Source organism: Streptomyces sp. NPDC048718 (assembly GCF_043198875.1).
GTDB lineage: Bacteria > Actinomycetota > Actinomycetes > Streptomycetales > Streptomycetaceae > Streptomyces.
This window is the reverse complement of sequence record NZ_JBICVG010000024.1, coordinates 45,791-62,484: the sequence shown is the minus strand read 5'-3', so window position 1 is coordinate 62,484 and position 16,694 is coordinate 45,791. Positions and strand designations below refer to the sequence as shown.

General features: G+C 73.5%; 15 protein-coding genes. 10 read left to right on the top strand and 5 right to left on the bottom strand.

The window, feature by feature from the left end:
- The first annotated feature begins 21 nt into the window (after positions 1–21).
- Positions 22–501 carry a hypothetical protein gene (locus tag ACGFRB_RS31580; protein WP_393247923.1) on the top strand — a complete coding sequence of 160 codons (480 nt, stop codon included), beginning with the start codon at positions 22–24 and terminating at the stop codon, positions 499–501.
- Between the two features lie 186 nt (positions 502–687).
- On the opposite strand, the gene ACGFRB_RS31575 is transcribed toward ACGFRB_RS31580, so the two are convergent.
- From ACGFRB_RS31575 to ACGFRB_RS31560, 4 genes are read right to left on the bottom strand one after another with little or no spacing between them, the layout of a single operon-like run.
- A complete protein-coding gene (locus tag ACGFRB_RS31575; RefSeq protein WP_393247921.1) occupies positions 688–1,392 on the bottom strand; it encodes a TSUP family transporter in 705 nt (234 codons plus the stop codon).
- Complete coding sequence (locus ACGFRB_RS31570) at positions 1,389–2,786, bottom strand: MFS transporter (protein WP_393247919.1); 1,398 nt, start codon at positions 2,784–2,786, stop codon at positions 1,389–1,391. Before ACGFRB_RS31570 ends, ACGFRB_RS31575 begins: the two co-directional genes overlap by 4 nt.
- On the bottom strand, positions 2,783–3,685 hold the full coding sequence (locus ACGFRB_RS31565) for an SDR family NAD(P)-dependent oxidoreductase (protein ID WP_393247917.1): 903 nt from the start codon (positions 3,683–3,685) through the stop codon (positions 2,783–2,785). Before ACGFRB_RS31565 ends, ACGFRB_RS31570 begins: the two co-directional genes overlap by 4 nt.
- Positions 3,682–5,049, bottom strand: a complete 1,368-nt coding sequence (locus ACGFRB_RS31560; RefSeq protein WP_363010994.1) for an NAD(P)-binding domain-containing protein — start codon at positions 5,047–5,049, stop codon at positions 3,682–3,684. The genes ACGFRB_RS31565 and ACGFRB_RS31560 overlap by 4 nt, the downstream gene beginning before the upstream one ends.
- Before the next feature lie 290 nt (positions 5,050–5,339).
- Between ACGFRB_RS31560 and ACGFRB_RS31555 the strand changes: the two genes are divergently transcribed.
- Positions 5,340–6,548 carry a helix-turn-helix domain-containing protein gene (locus tag ACGFRB_RS31555; RefSeq protein ID WP_363010996.1) on the top strand — a complete coding sequence of 403 codons (1,209 nt, stop codon included), beginning with the start codon at positions 5,340–5,342 and terminating at the stop codon, positions 6,546–6,548.
- Between the two features lie 202 nt (positions 6,549–6,750).
- On the opposite strand, the gene fusA is transcribed toward ACGFRB_RS31555, so the two are convergent.
- Positions 6,751–8,868 carry an elongation factor G gene (gene fusA / locus ACGFRB_RS31550; RefSeq protein WP_393247914.1) on the bottom strand — a complete coding sequence of 706 codons (2,118 nt, stop codon included), beginning with the start codon at positions 8,866–8,868 and terminating at the stop codon, positions 6,751–6,753.
- Positions 8,869–9,724: 856 nt separating this feature from the next.
- Between fusA and ectA the strand changes: the two genes are divergently transcribed.
- From ectA to ehuA, 8 genes are all read left to right on the top strand, one after another.
- Entirely contained in the window at positions 9,725–10,261 is a 537-nt protein-coding gene (gene ectA / locus ACGFRB_RS31545) for a diaminobutyrate acetyltransferase (protein ID WP_393247912.1), read from the top strand.
- A gap of 138 nt (positions 10,262–10,399) precedes the next feature.
- The gene (gene ectB, locus ACGFRB_RS31540; RefSeq protein WP_393247947.1) at positions 10,400–11,689 is read left to right on the top strand and encodes a diaminobutyrate--2-oxoglutarate transaminase; all 1,290 of its coding nucleotides are present in this window, start codon (positions 10,400–10,402) and stop codon (positions 11,687–11,689) included.
- Between the two features lie 134 nt (positions 11,690–11,823).
- On the top strand, positions 11,824–12,255 hold the full coding sequence (locus tag ACGFRB_RS31535; protein WP_363011004.1) for an ectoine synthase: 432 nt from the start codon (positions 11,824–11,826) through the stop codon (positions 12,253–12,255).
- Positions 12,256–12,350: 95 nt separating this feature from the next.
- Complete coding sequence (gene thpD, locus ACGFRB_RS31530) at positions 12,351–13,250, top strand: ectoine hydroxylase (protein WP_393247910.1); 900 nt, start codon at positions 12,351–12,353, stop codon at positions 13,248–13,250.
- 71 nt (positions 13,251–13,321) lie between these two features.
- Positions 13,322–14,242 carry an ectoine/hydroxyectoine ABC transporter substrate-binding protein EhuB gene (ehuB, locus tag ACGFRB_RS31525; protein ID WP_393247908.1) on the top strand — a complete coding sequence of 307 codons (921 nt, stop codon included), beginning with the start codon at positions 13,322–13,324 and terminating at the stop codon, positions 14,240–14,242.
- A 161-nt stretch (positions 14,243–14,403) separates the two neighbouring features.
- Positions 14,404–15,078, top strand: a complete 675-nt coding sequence (gene ehuC / locus ACGFRB_RS31520; protein ID WP_393247945.1) for an ectoine/hydroxyectoine ABC transporter permease subunit EhuC — start codon at positions 14,404–14,406, stop codon at positions 15,076–15,078.
- Entirely contained in the window at positions 15,078–15,713 is a 636-nt protein-coding gene (ehuD, locus tag ACGFRB_RS31515; RefSeq protein ID WP_363011010.1) for an ectoine/hydroxyectoine ABC transporter permease subunit EhuD, read from the top strand. Before ehuC ends, ehuD begins: the two co-directional genes overlap by 1 nt.
- On the top strand, positions 15,703–16,674 hold the full coding sequence (ehuA, locus tag ACGFRB_RS31510) for an ectoine/hydroxyectoine ABC transporter ATP-binding protein EhuA (RefSeq protein ID WP_393247906.1): 972 nt from the start codon (positions 15,703–15,705) through the stop codon (positions 16,672–16,674). The genes ehuD and ehuA overlap by 11 nt, the downstream gene beginning before the upstream one ends.
- Positions 16,675–16,694: the final 20 nt, after the last annotated feature.

Genomic DNA, 16,694 nt, shown 5'->3' with positions numbered 1-16,694 from the left:
GAGTTCCTATGATCTTCGATCATGAGGCTCGTCGATCTGGAGATAGCCGGGCACCACTGGCGGGGCATGCGGTGCGGGTGCGGTGAGTCGGCCGAGCACCTCCCCGGGGACCTGCGCCAAGTCGGCGGGCTCAGCCCCGAGGGCAGGCGGCTCCACGTCAGTCTCGAGGGGCACCTGGGTCCTTCCAACGGCGTATGGGAGCCCGCTCCCGCCGTCACGGCCGTCGTGTCGGCAGCGCTCGCGGACGGGATGGATCCGTACGCGCGTCAGGCGCATCTCTCCCTTCTCCGGGGCGTGCTCTCGGCCGCAGGTGAAGGGGACAACGGGGGAACCGTCCCCCCGGGCCCCGTGCTGTCGAAACGGTGCTTCGCTCTCGCCGCGGAGGCCAAGTGGCTGCTCTACCAGGAGATGATGACGTACCGGGAGCCCGGTCACGCGGGCGCCGCGTTCGAGGTCCTGGCGCTCGTCGAGACCGACCTGGCCCGGCTGGATCGACTCTAGGAGGCGGCGGCCGATTGGCTCCCCGAGTGCTGCCGCACCGGTCTGTGCGACGCCGGGTTCGACCCCGGCGAACTCTCGTGACGAGAGCGCCCGGGCGGACGTCCTGACAGCGGGGGCGCACCGCGTCACCGGCCCGGCCTCGGCCGGCGGTGATCGACGAGAGTACGCGGCCCGGCTTTCCGGCGGTCAGAAGGCTCCGGCTATCAGGCCGACGCCGCCCAGCAGGGACAGGGCCAGGACCGCGGTGCGCAGGGACTGCGCGGGAAGCCGGGTGGCCAGGAGCATGCCGGCGGCGGTACCCAGGGCGAGGGCGGCCAGTTCGGACGGACCGGGCGTCAGGACGCCGACGGACAGGGCGGTGATGATGTTCTGGACGATGAAGAAGCCGTACAGGGTGCCGCGGGTGGTGGCCGGGCTCCAGCCGGTGTTGGCCGCGTAGAGGCCGATGGGCGGACCGCCGACCCCGCCGACCACGTTGAGCAGCGCACTGGCGGTGCCGGCGGCGGCCGCGCCCCGCGGGCCGGCCAGCCAGGTCCAGCGGGCGCCTCGGGCCAGGGCGGCGACCGCGGCGATGACGCCCGCTCCGGCGGCGATGGCCAGCCAGGACGGGTTGGCGTCGCGCAGGAGGAAGGCGAGCAGTGGGGTGCACAGGAGGGTGGGCACCAGCAGGTGGGCAATCGCGCGCGGGTCTGCGTGGCGGGCGTCCCGTACCAGAGGGATGGCGGAGGAGAGCGTCGCGAGGGTGACGGTGAGGGCGACTCCCTGATGGGGGCCCAGGTGGAGGATCAGCAGGGGCGCTGCGACCAGGGAGAAGCCCATGCCGGTGGCCGACTGGGCGAAGGCGCCCAGCAGGATGCCGACGAGGGCCAGGTCGTGTGCGTGGGCGGTCACGCGGCCGCCTCGCGGTCGAGGGTGTAGCGGCGCTGGAAGAACAGTGCGAGCGCCATGAGGACGGCGGGCAGCGCGGTGAATCCCCAGAGCAGCGCGGTCAGGGCGGTGGACGGCTGAGGTGTGGTGTGGCCGTCCGTGCCGGAGACGAAGCCGGCGGCGGCCAGGAGGGCCGCGTACGCGTACGGGCCGGTGGCGGTTCCGGTGGCCTCGGTCGCGGTCCACACCCCGGTGTAGGCGCCGGCCTGGGCGAGTCCGCGTTCTTCGGCGGCGGCGACCACGTCGGGGAGCATGGAGAAGGCGAACAGTTGCAGTCCGGCGAAGGCCGCGCCCATGAGCGCCACGACGGCGGTCGTGAGGACGGTGCCCAGCGAGCGGCCGGGCAGCAGGGCGAGCGAGCCGGTGAGGAAGACGCCCTGGGCGAGGAGCAGTCCGCGCTGTTTGCCGATCGCGCGCGACAGCCGCAGCCAGACGGGTCCGACCAGGGTCGCCGGGACGAGGAAGGCTCCCATGAGGACGGCGGTCAGGGTGCGGTCGCCCAGCTCGTACTGCGTGTAGAAGGGCAGGGCCGCCAGGAACAGATGGGTCGTGGTGCCGGTGAACAGGTAGGACAGCAGCAGCGCCCGGTAGTCGCGGTCGCGCCAGGCCGCCTTGACGTCGTGGAGGACGGAGTGGGTACGCCGGTCGGGGACGCGGGAGCCGCACGTTTCGGTGAGCCGGCGTATTCCGGTCAGGGCGAGCAGTCCGGACAGCAGCAGCGGGCCGGCCAGCAGCAGGGCCATGCGGGTGTACGCGGAGCGGTCGCCGGAGGCGACGAGGACCGGGGCGCTGACGCCGGCGACGAGCAGGCCGAGGGTGAGGAAGGCCATGCGGAACACGAAGACGCGGGTGCGTTCGTGGTAGCCGATGCGCAGGTCGGAGGGGGTGGTCAGGTAGGGCACCTGGAAGCAGGCGAACAGCAGGTTGCCCGCCACGTAGCAGCCGCCGACCCACCAGGCGGCCGTGCTGCCGGTGATGCCGGCGGGCACGCTGAACAGGGCGATCCAGGCGACCGGGAGCAGCAGGCCCCAGGTGAGCATGGTGCGCCGGTGGGAGGTGCGGCGCGCCTGGCGGTCGGAGAGCGAGCCGAGGAGGGGGTGGACGACGATGTCGATGATCTTGGGCAGGAGCAGGGTGGTCCCGGCGAGGAAGGGCGGGACGCCGAGGGTCTGGGTGAGGAAGTAGAGCAGCAGGAGTCCGGGGACGGTCACCCACAGGCCCATGCCGACGGAGCCTGCGGCGTACAGGCTGAGGTGCCGGGCCCGGGGCGCGGCCGGCCCCGAGGGCGGGGCGTCGGCGGCCGTCGTGGCGTGCGGCGTGCCGTCGCCGGGGCCGATGGTGCGAGGCGGAGTGCTCACGGTGCCGCCTTGTGCCGGGAGACGACGCCGGCGGCGAGTTCCGCTCCCTGGAACGCGCCGCCGCGGGCGCGCGTGGCGAGGGTGCGGGCGATGATCCGGTCGGTGAGCCGGGGCAGATGGCGAGCGAGGAAGAACTCCACGGCTCCGCGGCGGGTCGTGGGCATGTCCCGGCGAGTCCGGGCGCCGAGCGCGGCGCGCAGGACGGTGTCGACGACGCCTTCGAGGGGTTCGTAGCTGCTCATGCCCTCCAGGGAGAGGCCGGCGGCCGCGGTGGAGTCGTGGATGGGGCTGCGGACGGCCGAGGGGTAGACGCAGGTGACGGCGACGTGGGTGCCGATCTCCAGGCGCAGCGCGTCGGCGTAGGCGACGAGGGCGCGCTTGGAGGCTCCGTAGGCGGCGGCCAGGGGAAGCTGCATGACGGCCATGCGGGAGGAGAGCATGACGACGCGTCCGCGGGAGGTGACCAGGGCGTCGACGCAGGCGGCGGTCACGCGCCAGGTGCCGAGGAGGTTGATGTCGAGCTGGCGGCGGACTTCGGTTCCAGGGGCGCGTTCGGCCGGAGCGGGGCCGCCGATGCCGGCGTTGTTGACGAGCAGGTCGAGTCCGCCGAGCTTGTCGAGGGCGACGGCCACGGCGGCCGGTACGGCGTCGTCGTCGGTGAGGTCGCAGGCGAGCACCTCGACCGGGTCGTCGGGGCGCGGTGCGCGGTCCAGGCCGATGACGTGGGCGCCCTGGGCGGAGAGCCTGGCGCACAGGGCGCGGCCGAAGGTGCCGGAGGCTCCGGTGACAAGGACGCGCAGGCCGCGCGGGTCGCGCAGGGTGCCGCGGGTGAGGTTCCGCAGGGCGGACACAGGGGTGCCGGGGCGGGCGGTGCGGGCGGGGGTCCGTGACGTGGTCATACGGCGCTCCTGTGGGTGCCGGCGGGAGTGAAGGGGCGGGCGCCTCGGCGCAGTCGGGCGCGGCCGGCGGCGATCTCGCGCGGGACGCCGGCGACGTAACTGTCGAAGTCGATGCGCATGGCGGGACGCCGGTCGCCCCAGCGTGCGGTCGCGGCGCGCAGGGCGCGGTCGACGGCCTGGCGCTGTTCCCGGGCGGAGGGCAGGGCGTAGCGGCCGGAGAGGTGGGCGGCGACGAGCTTGGCCTGGGCCTCGACGACGGGCAGGGCCGCGCCGGTGGACTGCATGAGTCCGACGAAGGCGAGGGTGGGGTCCTGAAGGTGGAAGACGCGCTGGTACAGGGGGAGTCGTTCGGCGTCGTCGCCCAGCCAGCGGGTGGACAGGAAGGGGATGGTGACGCGGTATCCGGTGGCCCAGACGATCACGTCGACGCCGGCGGTGGTGCCGTCCGTGAAGGTGACCTGGTCGCCGTCGAGGCGGGTGATGCCGGGGCGGGCGGCCACCTCCCCGTGGGTGAGGCGGTGCAGGATGGTGTCGCTGATGGTGGGGTGGTTCTGGAACAGGCCCCCGGCGGGGGCGGGCAGGCCGTAGCTCTGCGGGGTGCCGACGGCGAGGCGGAGCATCGTCTCGGCCAGTCGCTGGCGGATCCGCCACGGCAGGACGGTGAGGGCCGCCCCGGTGGCGTCGGAGGGGCGTCCGAAGAGGTACTTCGGGATGATGTGGACGCCGTGCCGGGCGGAGAGCAGGACGGGACCCCGGGCGGTGTAGGAGGCGTCGACGGCGATGTCCATGGCGGAGTTGCCCATGCCGACGACGAGGACGCGCCGGTCGCGGAAGACGTCGGCGGTGCGGTAGTCGTGGGCGTGCATCTGGATGCCGTCGAAGCTGCCGGGGTAGGCGGGTTCGGGTAGCCGGGGGTCCCAGTTGTGGCCGTTGGCGACGACGACGGCGTCGACGTGCTCGTCTCGTTCCGTGCCGGTGCCGTTGTCGGTGGTCACGGTCCAGCCGTGGCCGTCCTCGTCGCGTTCGACCCGGGTCACGGTGGTGCCGAAGCGGAGACGACCGGTGACGCCGTGCGTGTCGCTGTAGTCGGCGAGGTAGCCGGCGATCAGGTCGGCCGAGGGGTAGTCGGGCCAGTGCGCGGGCATGGGGTGGTCGGCGAACTGGGTCCGGCCCTTGCTGGTGTTCAGATGGAGCGAGGCGTACGCGGGTGACCGGCCGCCGGCGTTGTCGCGGGCCCACAGTCCGCCGGGCCGGTCGCCCTGTTCGTAGGTGACCGGTTCGATCCCGGCGTCCAGCAGGGCCTTGGTGGTGGCGAGTCCGGCGGCTCCCGCGCCGATGACGGCGACACGGCATGGTGGGGGCATGGTGCTTCTCCTCGGGAGGTACGGGTTCCGGCGGTACGTCACCCTTCTCCGCGCCCCGGGGGTGGCGGGGTCCGGGTGCGCGGGCGGCGGGCGTGCGGTGGCGGTGCGGCGAGGGCGCGGGGCGGCGGCGGGCCCGGCCGCGTGGTGGCGGTGCGGGCCGGTGCCACCGGGGGCCGGGCGGTGTGGCTGCGGCCAACCGTAGGTGCTGTTTTGGCTGGTGGACATGGGGTGTGCCACGAGTTTGGGCGCTTTGGTTGTGCCCGGCCACAAGCGCGGGCGAGGATGCGGGGGTGCGGCGTGAGGACTGGAGCAGTGTGGTCGATCTGATCGAGCGGGTGGTCGGCGAGGAGGATCTGCTGACGTCCGTGGTCGGTGGTGTGCGCTCGACGGTGCGGGAGATCGCGGTGCTGCCCGCGTCCGACATCGCCGGGCACACCCGCGCGCTGCTCGCGGCGGCGACGCGGGCGCTGGCGGCCGGGCGGGGGCCGACGGAGGCGGAGTTGTCGTTCGTCGAGGAGCTCGCCCACACCCGGGCCCGGCAGGGGGTGCCGATCGAGGCGGTGCTGGGGGCCATTCACGTGGCCGAGCGGGCGATCTGGTCCCGGGCCAGGGACGCGGCGGCAAGGGACTCGGCGGCCGGGGGCGGGATCGACGCGGGTCTGCTGCTCGACGCGCGGGAGCTGTACGACGACTGGGCGGAGGCGGTGCGCGGGCGGCTCATCCGGGCGCACCGGGAGGCGGTGGGCGCCGGGGCGCACGCCCCGGCCGCCGAGCGGGACCTGGCGGTGCTGCGGCGGCTGCTGGTGGGCGGGTCGGCGGCCGGGCTCGCGGCGGCGGAGGCGGGGCTGCCGGTCGGCGGCCGGCTGTGGGTGCTGGTCTCCCGGCCCGGGGAGCACGGTCTGGAGCAGTCCTTGCGCGAACAGGGCGCCCAGGCGCTCGTCGCGCATGTGGACGGATTGCTGGTCGCCGTGCTGACCCGGGCGCCGGCGGTCCGCGCGTCCGGGGTCACGGCCGGGGTGGCCGGCCCGGCCGAGCCGGAGGAACTGGGTGGTGCGCGGCGGCTGGCGCTTGCCGCGCTGACCGCCGCGGAGTCGACCGGCCGGGCCGGGGCGGTGCATGTGGCCGAGGTCGCGGTGCTGGCGGCGGTGGCCGACCGGGCCGATCTGGCGGCGATGCTGACGGACCGCCACCGTGCGGCGTGGGCCGCGCTCGGTACACACGGTCGGCCGGTCGCGCTGGCGGTCCGCGCCTGGCTGGAGGCCGGGCGGGAGGTGGGCGCGGCGGCCGGGCGGCTGTTCGTCCACCCCAATACGGTGCGCAACCGTGTGCAGCGCTTCGCCGAGACGACCGGCATCGACCCGTTCGACACCTTCGGCGCGATGAACGCCTGGTGGCTGTGTTGTACGTGGCTCGCCGCCGGGGAGGGCGCTCCGGCGGGCGGGGTCGGGGTTGCGGCCGGGCCGGGTACGGCCGGCGGCGGGGCGTCTTCGCGGGGGTGAGCGGGGCGACGCGGTGGCGCTACGGCCGTCGCCCCGTGCCGGTTCGGTTCCTCTCGGCGGGACGACGGCCATGGCGGGCCGCCGGGTTCCGGCGGAGCCGGCGGCCCGGGGCGGTGGCGGCCTTCCCCGGAGGGAGGACCGGCACCACCCGGTGCGTACGGCGTAGCCGCCCGAGGAACGGGGGTACGCCGTACGCGACCGGTCAGCCCGCGGCGGGGGCGTAACCCGTCGGACGGGTCGTGAAGGTGCCCCGGCCCTGGGTGCGGCCGCGCAGGCGCGTGGCGTAGCCGAAGAGTTCGGCCAGCGGCACCGTGGCCGTCAGGATCGCCGTACCCCCTCGGGTGACCGAGCCGGTGACGCGGCCGCGCCGGGCTCCCAGGTCGCCGATGACCGCGCCCACGGCGTCGTCCGGGACGGTGACGGTGACCTCGGCGACCGGTTCGAGCAGGGTCGTCCCGCCCGACCGGAGCGCCTCGCGCAGGGCGAAGCGGCCGGCGGCCCGGAACGCGAGCTCGGACGAGTCCTTCACATGGGTGGAGCCGTCGGTGAGGGTGACCCGTACCCCGGTCACCCGGTGGCCGCCGAGCGGGCCCTCGGCGAGGGCGTCACGGCAGCCCGCCTCGACCGCGCGGACGAACAGGGGTGGCACGCGGCCACCGGTGACCGTCGAGTGGAAGCGGAAGTCGACGTCCTGCGTGTCGAGGGGTTCGACGTCGATGACGACATGGGCGAACTGACCCGCGCCGCCGTCCTGTTTGACATGCCGGTAGACCAGGCCGCGGGCGCCCCGGTCGGGGGTTTCCCGGTAGGCGACCCGGGGCCGGCCGACCGTCACGTCGAGGCCCTGGTCGCGGCGCAGTTTCTCCACGGTGACCTCCAGGTGGAGCTCGCCCAGGCCGGACAGCACGGTCTGGCCGGATTCGGGGTCGGTGCCGACGACCAGGGACGGGTCCTCGTCGGCCAGCCGGGCCAGGCCGGTGGCCAGCCGCCCGGTGTCGGTGGCGCGCCGGGCCTCGACGGCCACCGAGACCACGGGGTCGGCGGGCGCGGTCGCTTCGAGGAGCAGGGGCGCGCCGGGCGCGCAGAGGGTGGCGCCGGCCCGGGTGTTCCTCGGGCCGACGACGGCGACGATCTCGCCGGCCGTCGCCCGGCCGGTGTCCGTCGTACGGTCGGCCTGGACGCGCAGGATGCGGGCGACGCGTTCGGTGCGGCCCGTCAGGGTGTCGAGCACGGTGTCCCCCTTGTGGAGTGTTCCCGCGTAGACGCGGAGGTAGGTCATGCGGCCGGTGGGTGTGGCGGCCACCTTGAAGGCGAGGGCGGTGAACGGGGCCGCCGGGTCGGTGGGGTGGCGGTCGGGGTGCACGGGTGGCAGGTCCACGGGCGCGGGGAGATAAGCGGTGACGGCGTCGAGGAGCGGTTCGATGCCTCGGTCGCGGTAGGCGGAGCCGCACAGCACCACCAGCGCCGTGCCGTCCAGGGTGAGTTCGCGCAGCGCGGTGACGAGGGTGGCGGCGGTGAGGGTGCCGTCCGCGCAGTACTCCTCCAGGGCCGCCGGGTGCAGTTCGGCCACCTGTTCCACGAGTGCCCGGCGACGGCGGTCCGCCTCGGCGTGAAGCGCCTCGGGGACGGGACCCTCGACCGGGCCCTGCCGTCGCCCGTCACCCCGTCCCTGCCCCTGCTCCTGCTCGTGCCCGCGGGTGCCGTCCGGCCAGGTGTACGCCCGCATCCGTACGAGGTCGACGACGCCGGTGAAGGCGTCCTCGCGGCCGATGGGGAGCTGGACCGGCAGAGGGACGGCCCCGAGCCGGGTGCGCAGCGTGTCCACGGCCGCGTCGAAGTCGGCTCCCGCGCGGTCGAGTTTGTTGACGAACGCGATGCGCGGCACGCCGTGCCGGTCGGCCTGGCGCCACACGGACTCGCTCTGCGGCTCGACGCCCGCGACGCCGTCGAAGACGGCGATGGCACCGTCCAGGACGCGCAGGGCGCGTTCCACCTCGCCCGCGAAGTCGACGTGGCCGGGGGTGTCGATGAGGTTCAGCCGGTGGCCGGCCCAGGCGCAGCTGACGGCCGCGGAGAAGATGGTGATGCCTCGGTCGCGTTCCTGCGGGTCGAAGTCGGTGACGGTGGTGCCGTCGTGGACTTCGCCGCGCTTGTGGGTGGCGCCGGTCAGGTAGAGGAAGCGTTCGGTGAGGGTGGTCTTGCCCGCGTCGACGTGGGCGAGGATGCCGAGGTTGCGGATCCGGGAGATACCGCCGCGGGCGGGGACGGAGCCGGTGCCGGTGCCAGGAGTGCCGCCGGGGGTGGGCAGGGAGGTACGCATGGTGAAGGTCCTTCGCGTGCGGTGCGGATGCAGGCAGCGCGATTCCCGTGACGACGGGCCGCGGGCTTGAACGGGCGGCCGTGTGGGGGACGTGGGTGACGTCGTGCCGTGGGGCGCGAGGCGCGGGTACGGCTTCGTCGCGGGTCAGCGGTGGCGGCCGCGCAGCCGGCACCGGACGGACGAAGAGGCCAGGATCACGTCGTACCGGGAACGGGAGCCGACGGACACGGCAGGCACGGTGGTGATGGCGGTGCGCACGGCGGTCGTCTCCCTTCTGTGCGGGCACGGCGGCCCGGGGTCCCGACGGCCGGTGGGCCGTCTCCTCGCCGCTCAGCGGCTGGTGGACGTGAGTGTAGGGAGGCGCCCTCCGCGCGGTACACCGCTTTTCCGTCCACACCGGCTGCACCGGGCCCCTCGCCGGGGTGAGCCGGCCGGTGCCGCCCTCCGCCGCCGGCCGCTCGGCCGCTCGGCCGCTCGGTCGGCGGGTCGGCGGGTCGGCGGGTCGGCGGGCGTGTCGGGTCGGCGGGCGTGTCGGGTGAACGGCCCTGACCTGCCCGGCTCGACGGGGCCGCACAGCTCTCCAGCACGGGTTCCCAACCCTTACGTCTGACCGTTCCCTCCGCGCCCAAACCCGATTGGCGCGCACGTCTCAGACCTCGAGTCGGCGGCACCACCCACCCGAAGAGCCGTTACCCAGCCGTTATAAACGGGGAATTCATCCCGGATTCTTCCGATTTCCCGCGCCCCTGTGACGGGAAATCGGCGTGGTGGCGGGTCGCGGCTATCACATCCCCAAGGCCCCCACAACCCCGCCTCGCCAGGAAGTTCACCGACCCGCTCGGTAGCTTCGGCCCCCATGACCACAGCACACCCGATCTCTCCGCTCACCGATTCCGACATCGGACCGGCCCAGCTCAGCGACGGTGCCGACCTCTGGCGGATCGCCCGCGACGCGGGGGAACTCGACCTCAACTCGCCCTACAGCTACCTGTTGTGGTGCCGGGACTTCGCCGAGACGACGGCCGTCGCACGCGACGACGCGGGGCGGGCGATCGGCTTCGTCACCGGATACCTGCGACCGGACGCCCCGGGGACCCTGTTCGTCTGGCAGGTCGCCGTCGAGGGTTCACACCGCGGAACCGGGGTAGCCGGAGCACTGCTCGACGCTCTGGCCGCCCAGGTGGCGGCCGGACCCGGGCTCGTCCGGATCGAGGCGACGGTCACCCCAGGGAACGTGGCCTCCGACCGGATGTTCCGATCGTTCGCCCGCCGGCACGGCGCCGGTGTGACCCGGGAGGTCCTGTTTCCGTCCGCCGTGTTCCCCGAGCCGGCCTCCGCCGGCGGCACGCACGAGCCGGAACTCCTTTACGTCATCGGCCCTTTGACGGACTGACAGCGGACGGCCCCGCCCCGCGACCGCCCTCCGGCCTCTGGCCGGCCTCGGCATCGTGTCGAGTCCTTTCCGGGCGCCGTACCGCGGCGCCCCTCACCCCCCCGTTCCACCGAACCTCTCGTGGGAGTACGTGTGACCATCCTCAGCCCCCTCAGCCCCCTCAGCCCTTCCGTCTTCGAGACCGTCGAATCGGAAGTGCGCAGTTACTGCCGCGCCTGGCCCGTCGTCTTCGAGCGGGCCAGCGGCACCCGGCTGTACGACGAGCACGGACGGCCCTTCCTCGACTTCTTCGCCGGAGCCGGCTCGCTCAACTACGGCCACAACAACCCGGTGCTCAAGCGGGCACTGCTCGACTACCTCGCCTCCGACGGCGTGACGCACGGCCTCGACATGTCGACCACCGCCAAACGCGACTTCCTGGAGACCTTCCGGGCGACCGTCCTCGAACCCCGTGCCCTGCCCTACAAGGTGATGTTCCCGGGGCCGACCGGCACCAACGCGGTCGAGGCCGCGCTCAAGCTGGCCCGCAAGGTGACCGGACGGGAGACCGTCGTCTCCTTCACCAACGCCTTCCACGGCATGTCGCTCGGCTCGCTCGCCGTCACCGGCAACGCCGCCAAGCGGGCCGGAGCCGGGGTCTCCCTGCCGAACGCCACCCGGATGCCGTACGACCGGTACCTCGACGGGCAGATGCCGGACTTCCTGTGGTTCGAGCGGATGCTGGCCGACCCCGGCTCCGGCCTGGACCACCCGGCGGCCGTGATCGTCGAGACGGTGCAGGGCGAGGGCGGGATCAACGTCGCGCGCGCCGAGTGGCTGCGCGGACTCGCCGCCCTGTGCCGGCGCCACGACATGCTGCTGATCGTCGACGACATCCAGATGGGCTGCGGCCGTACCGGCGACTTCTTCTCCTTCGAGGAGGCCGGCATCACGCCCGACATCGTCACCCTCTCGAAGTCCATCAGCGGCTACGGCCTGCCGATGGCGCTCTGCCTGTTCCGTACCGAGCTGGACCAGTGGGAGCCGGGCGAGCACAACGGCACCTTCCGCGGCAACAACCCCGCCTTCGTCACCGCCACCGCCGCCCTCGACGCCTACTGGCGCGACGGCACCCTGCGCGACCGCACCCTGGGCAGGGCCACGCGTGTCGAGCAGGCGCTCGGCGAGCTGTGCGGCGACGACGGGCGGACGGCGCTCACCCGCCGGGGCCGCGGTCTCGTCTGGGGCCTGGAGTTCGCCGACGGCGAGCGGGCCTCGGCCGTGTGCCGACGGGCCTTCGAACTCGGCCTGCTGGTGGAGACCTCGGGCCCGTACGACGAGGTCGTCAAGCTGCTGCCGCCGCTCACCGCGACCGATGACGAACTCGACGAGGGTCTCGGCATCCTGGCCCGCGCGGTGCGGCACACCGCCGGCCGGGCCGCGGGCTAGGCAGCCCTTGGGCCGGCCCGGCCGAGAGCCGCCGGACGGCCTCCGAACGCCCGCGTCACCCGTATCACCGAACACCCGGACACCGGCCGCCGAACCGGGACCCGGGCCCCACCCCACAGACGAAGGGAATCACCATGATCGTCCGTAGTTTCGCCGACATCGAGGGCACCGACCGGCACGTCCGCGCCGCCTCCGGTACCTGGGAGAGCAAGCGCATCGTGCTCGCCCGCGAGCGGGTCGGCTTCTCCCTGCACGAGACGGTGCTGTACGCGGGGACCGAGACCTCCATGTGGTACGCGAACCATGTCGAGGCAGTCGTCTGCACCGAGGGCGAGGCCGAGCTCACCGACCACGAGACGGGCCGCACGTACACGATCCTTCCCGGAACGATGTACCTGCTCGACGGGCACGAACGGCACACGCTCAAGGTCGTCCGGGACTTCCGCTGCCTGTGCGTCTTCAACCCGCCCGTCACGGGCCGCGAGGACCACGACGAGAACGGCGTCTACCCGCTCCTGACCGAGCCGGATCCCGAGCCGGGGGCGCCGGCCTCCGCTCAGGGCTGACCGGCTTGTCGTCCCCACGCCGCTCCCCCGCCCCGCTCCCCCTCACCTCCCCGTCGCCCCAGTCCCGGCACAGCGAAAGGAAGGCAGCACCACCCATGGCCTCCGCCCCGACCCGTCCCATCGACCTCTATCCCACCCGCGGCGCCGAGGAGGTGCTCATCGGCCGCAAGGACCCCGTCGTCTGGTCCGCCCCTGGCACCCCCGGTCCCTTCTGGGCGCGGGAGCTGGAGGAGTACGAGCGCGACGGCTTCCTCACCGTCGACGAACTCGTGACCGCCGGCGAGGTCGCCGCGCTGCGCGCCGAACTCGACCGGCTGGTCGCGGACCCCGCCACCCGGCAGGACGAGCGGGCGATCGTCGAGCCGCACGCGCAGGAGATCCGCTCCGTCTTCGAGGTGCACCGGACCAGCGAGGTCTTCGCCGCGCTGGCCGCCGATCCGCGGGTCGCCGGGCGGGCCCGGCAGATCCTCGGCTCGGACGTGTACGTCCACCAGTCGCGCGTCAACGTCAAGCCCGGGTTCGGTGCCAGCGGGTTCTACTGGCACTCCGACTTCGAGACCTGGCACGCCGAGGACGGGCTGCCGCAGATGCGGACCGTGTCGGTGTCGATCGCGCTGACCGAGAATTATCCGACCAATGGCAGTCTGATGATCATGCCGGGGTCGCACCGGACGTTCCTCGGCTGCGCCGGTGCCACCCCCGAGGACAACTACAAGCAGTCGCTGCGGATGCAGGAGGCCGGGACGCCGTCGAACGAGGCCCTGGGCACGTTCGCCGACGCCTGCGGGATCCGCCAGTTCACCGGTCCGGCCGGCTCGGCGACCTGGTTCGACTGCAACGCGCTGCACGGCTCGGGCGACAACATCACACCGTACCCGCGCAGCAATGTCTTCTTCGTCTTCAACAGCGTCGAGAACCTGCCGGAGGCGCCGTTCGCCGCCCCCGCGCGGCGCCCGTCCTTCATCGCCTCGCGCGAGTTCACCCCCGTGGGGTGACCCCGCGGGCCGGCCCCCGCCCGGCCCGCCCCGGCTCCCCCGCTTGCCTCCCCTCCTCCGGAAGGACCCTCATGCCCCGTCCCGTACATCTCGACCGGCGTGGATTCCTCGCGCTGTCCTCCGCCGTCGGGGTCGCCGGTGTGCTGACCGCGTGCAGCCGCACCGAGGTCGGCACGGGTGCCCCGAAGGAGGACGCCGGGCTGCTGGGCAAGCTGCGCGACCAGGGGTTCGTACGGGTGGGGTTCGCCGGCGAGGCACCGTACGGCTTCCAGGACGGCGGTGCTCTCGCGGGCGAGGCGCCGACGCTGCACCGCGAGATCTTCTCGGCGCTCGGGGTACCCGAACTGCGGCCTTCCCTGACCGAGTTCGGCGCGCTGATCCCGGGCCTGCTGGCCGGCCGGTTCGACGTGGTCAGCGCCGGGATGTCGATCACACCCGACCGGTGCGGCAAAGTCCTCTTCTCGGAGCCCGAGTTCGTATCCACCACGGCCCTGATGGTCCGCCGGGGCAACCCCCGGCGGCTCACCGACCTCGCGTCCTGCGCGCGGGCCGGTGCCCGGGTCGGGGTGCTCACCGCCGCCGTCGAGGCCACGTACGCGAAGGCGGCGGGGGTCGCCGACGGGCGGGTCAAGACGCTGGCCAAACAGCAGGACGGGCTCGACGCACTGCTCGCCGGCCGGATCGACGCGTTCGCGCTGACCGCGATCTCGCTGCGCTGGCTCGCCCGGACGAACAAGAACGCCGAGGTGGAGGTCGCGGAGCCGTTCGTTCCGGTGGTCGACGGGGTGAAGCAGTGGAGCGCGGGCGGGGCGGTGTTCCGGCCCGGGGCGGACTCGCTGCGGAAGGCGTTCGACGGCGAGCTGGCGAAGATCACCGGTGATCCGGCGCGCTTCGTACGGCTGGTCGGCCGGTACGGCTTCACCGAGCGGGAGGCCCCGCCGCGTTCGCTGCGGACGGCCGATCTGTGCGAAGCGGGAGGTGGCCCCGCGTGACGGGCCTCATAGCCCTGGGGTCAGGACCGCCGCGGCCGGATCCGGCGGGTCTCACGGCACCGCACCTCACGGTGCCGGACCTCTCGGTGCCGGACTTCGCGTGGTCGCACCTGGCGGGGGCGGGGGCCGGGGGCCGGCCCTTGGCGCTCTCGGACCTCGCGCTGTCCGACTTCCTGCCGGCGCTCCAGGAGGCTTTGCCGCGCCTCGGGACAGGTCTGCTGGTCACCCTGGAGGCCACGGTCCTCGGCGCTCTGCTCGCGCTGGTGCTGTCCTACGCGCTGGGGCTGATGGCCGGCTCGCGGCGGCTGCCGGTGCGCGGGGCGGCCCGGGTGGTCGTGGAGTTCTTCCGGGGCACGTCCCTGTACGTGCAGTTGTTCTGGCTGTTCTTCGCGCTGCCGATGCTCGGCTTCCGGCTGGAGCCGCTGGCCTGCGCGGTGGCGGCCCTCGGGCTCAACTACGGGGCGTACGGGGCCGAGGTCGTCCGGGGCGCGGTCGCCGCGGTGCCCCGGGCGCAGCGGGAGGCCGCGGTGGCGCTCGGCATGGGGCCGTGGCTGCGGCTGCGGCGGGTGGTGCTGCCGCAGGCGCACCCGCTGATGGTCGCACCGTTCAAGAACCTGCTGGTGCAGCTGTTGAAGGCGACACCGCTGCTGTCGCTCGTCACTGTGCCCGATCTCACCTTCGAGATCGACCAGTTGCGGTCGGCGACCGGTGACACGGCGGCGGCGTATCTGCTGTTGCTGGTGGTGTACGGCGCACTGGCCGGGCTGATCAGTGTGTCGATGAACGCGCTGGAGCGGGCCGCCCGGGCCCGGCTCGGGGCGGGGGGTGGCGGGTGATGTGGGACGGGGAGGCGGCCCGGGCCGCGCTGCCGGCCGTACTGGAGGGTTTCGGCATCACTCTCCTCGCCACGGTGCTCGGATTCGCGGTGGCGGCACTGCTCGGGCTGGCCCTCGCCCTGGTGGGGCGGGCGGCGCCGCGCTGGGTGGCGTTGCCGGTGAACGCGGTGGCGGCGTTCATCCGTTCGACCCCCTTGCTGGTGCAGTTGTTCGCGGCGTGGGTGCTGGTGCCGGGGTTCGACGCGCTGACGCTCGGTGTGGTGGTGCTCGGCGTGCACTACGGGGCGTATCTGTCGGAGGTGTACCGGGCGGGCATCGAGTCCGTGCCGAAGGGCCAGTGGGAGGCCTGTACGGCGCTGTCGCTGCCGCGCCGGCGGGTGTGGCGAGCGGTGGTGCTGCCGCAGGCGGTCCGCAACGTCCTGCCGCCGCTGGGGAATTACGCCGTCTCCATGTTCAAGGAGACTCCCCTGCTGTCGGTGATCACCGTGCACGAGATGGTGCACGAGGCGAACACGTTCGGCAGTACGCACTTCGCCTATCTGGAGAGCTTCACCCTGGCCGGCGCGGTGTTCCTGCTCGCCGGCTGGCCTACGTCCGTGCTCGTACGACGACTGGAGGCACGTCTTGCCCAGTGAGAAGGCCGCGCCCATGGACCAGACCTTGTCCGCCGGCGGGCCCTCGCCGGCGGACGGGCCGCGGTCCCTCCCCGTGCCCACGCCCACGCCCACGCCCACGCCCACGCCCACGCCGGTGAGCGTGGTGAAGGATGCCCCGGCCGGTTCGACCGCCGGCGGCGCGTCCGCCCCGGGGTCCCCCGAGGCGGTCCGCTTCGCGCGGGTGACGAAACGGTACGGCGAGCAAGTCGTCCTCGACGGTCTCGACCTGGAGGTGGGGCGTGGCGAGCGAGTGACGCTGATCGGGCCGAGCGGCTCCGGCAAGACGACGATCCTGCGGCTGCTGATGACCCTGGAGCGGGTCACGGAGGGCGTGATCCATGTGGACGGCCTGCCGTATTCGCATATGCTGGCAGGCGGCCGGGACGGTCGGGACGGCGGGCGGCTGGTGCCGGCGAGCGAGCGTTACCTCGCGGAGCGCCGGCGCGGGATCGGCATGGTCTTCCAGCAGTTCAACCTGTTCCCGCACATGAGCGTCCTTGAGAACATCGTGGAGGCGCCGGTGCACGTCCTCGGCGAGAGCCGGGACGAGGCGGCGGTCCGGGCGCGTGAGCTGCTCGGCCTGGTCGGTCTCGCCGACAAGGCGGACGCCCGGCCGACCCGGCTGTCCGGTGGTCAGCAGCAGCGGGTGGCGATCGCCCGCGCGCTCGCCATGCGGCCGGAGATCCTGCTGCTCGACGAGGTGACGTCGGCGCTGGATCCGGAGCTGGTGGCGGAGGTGCTCGACGTGTTGCGCGACATCGCGCGGGATACCGACATCACGCTGTTGTGCGTGACGCACGAGATGGGGTTCGCGCGGGATGTCTCCGACCGGATCCTGATGTTCGACCGGGGGACGATCGTGGAGTCCGGTCCGGCCGGCCGGCTGCTGGACGAGCCGGCGCACGAGCGGACGAGGACGTTCCTGAAGTCGGTGCGCTGACGGCTCACGGTTTCCGGTCT

Excerpts from the sequence above, each read along its gene's own strand:
- ACGFRB_RS31580 (WP_393247923.1), top strand. The coding sequence starts at position 22 with ATGAGGCTCGTCGATCTGGAGATAGCCGGGCACCACTGGCGGGGCATG.
- ACGFRB_RS31565 (WP_393247917.1), bottom strand. The coding sequence starts at position 3,685 with ATGACCACGTCACGGACCCCCGCCCGCACCGCCCGCCCCGGCACCCCT.
- ACGFRB_RS31560 (WP_363010994.1), bottom strand. The coding sequence starts at position 5,049 with ATGCCCCCACCATGCCGTGTCGCCGTCATCGGCGCGGGAGCCGCCGGA.
- fusA (WP_393247914.1), bottom strand. The coding sequence starts at position 8,868 with ATGCGTACCTCCCTGCCCACCCCCGGCGGCACTCCTGGCACCGGCACC.
- ectA (WP_393247912.1), top strand. The coding sequence starts at position 9,725 with ATGACCACAGCACACCCGATCTCTCCGCTCACCGATTCCGACATCGGA.
- ACGFRB_RS31535 (WP_363011004.1), top strand. The coding sequence starts at position 11,824 with ATGATCGTCCGTAGTTTCGCCGACATCGAGGGCACCGACCGGCACGTC.
- thpD (WP_393247910.1), top strand. The coding sequence starts at position 12,351 with ATGGCCTCCGCCCCGACCCGTCCCATCGACCTCTATCCCACCCGCGGC.
- ehuB (WP_393247908.1), top strand. The coding sequence starts at position 13,322 with ATGCCCCGTCCCGTACATCTCGACCGGCGTGGATTCCTCGCGCTGTCC.
- ehuD (WP_363011010.1), top strand. The coding sequence starts at position 15,078 with ATGTGGGACGGGGAGGCGGCCCGGGCCGCGCTGCCGGCCGTACTGGAG.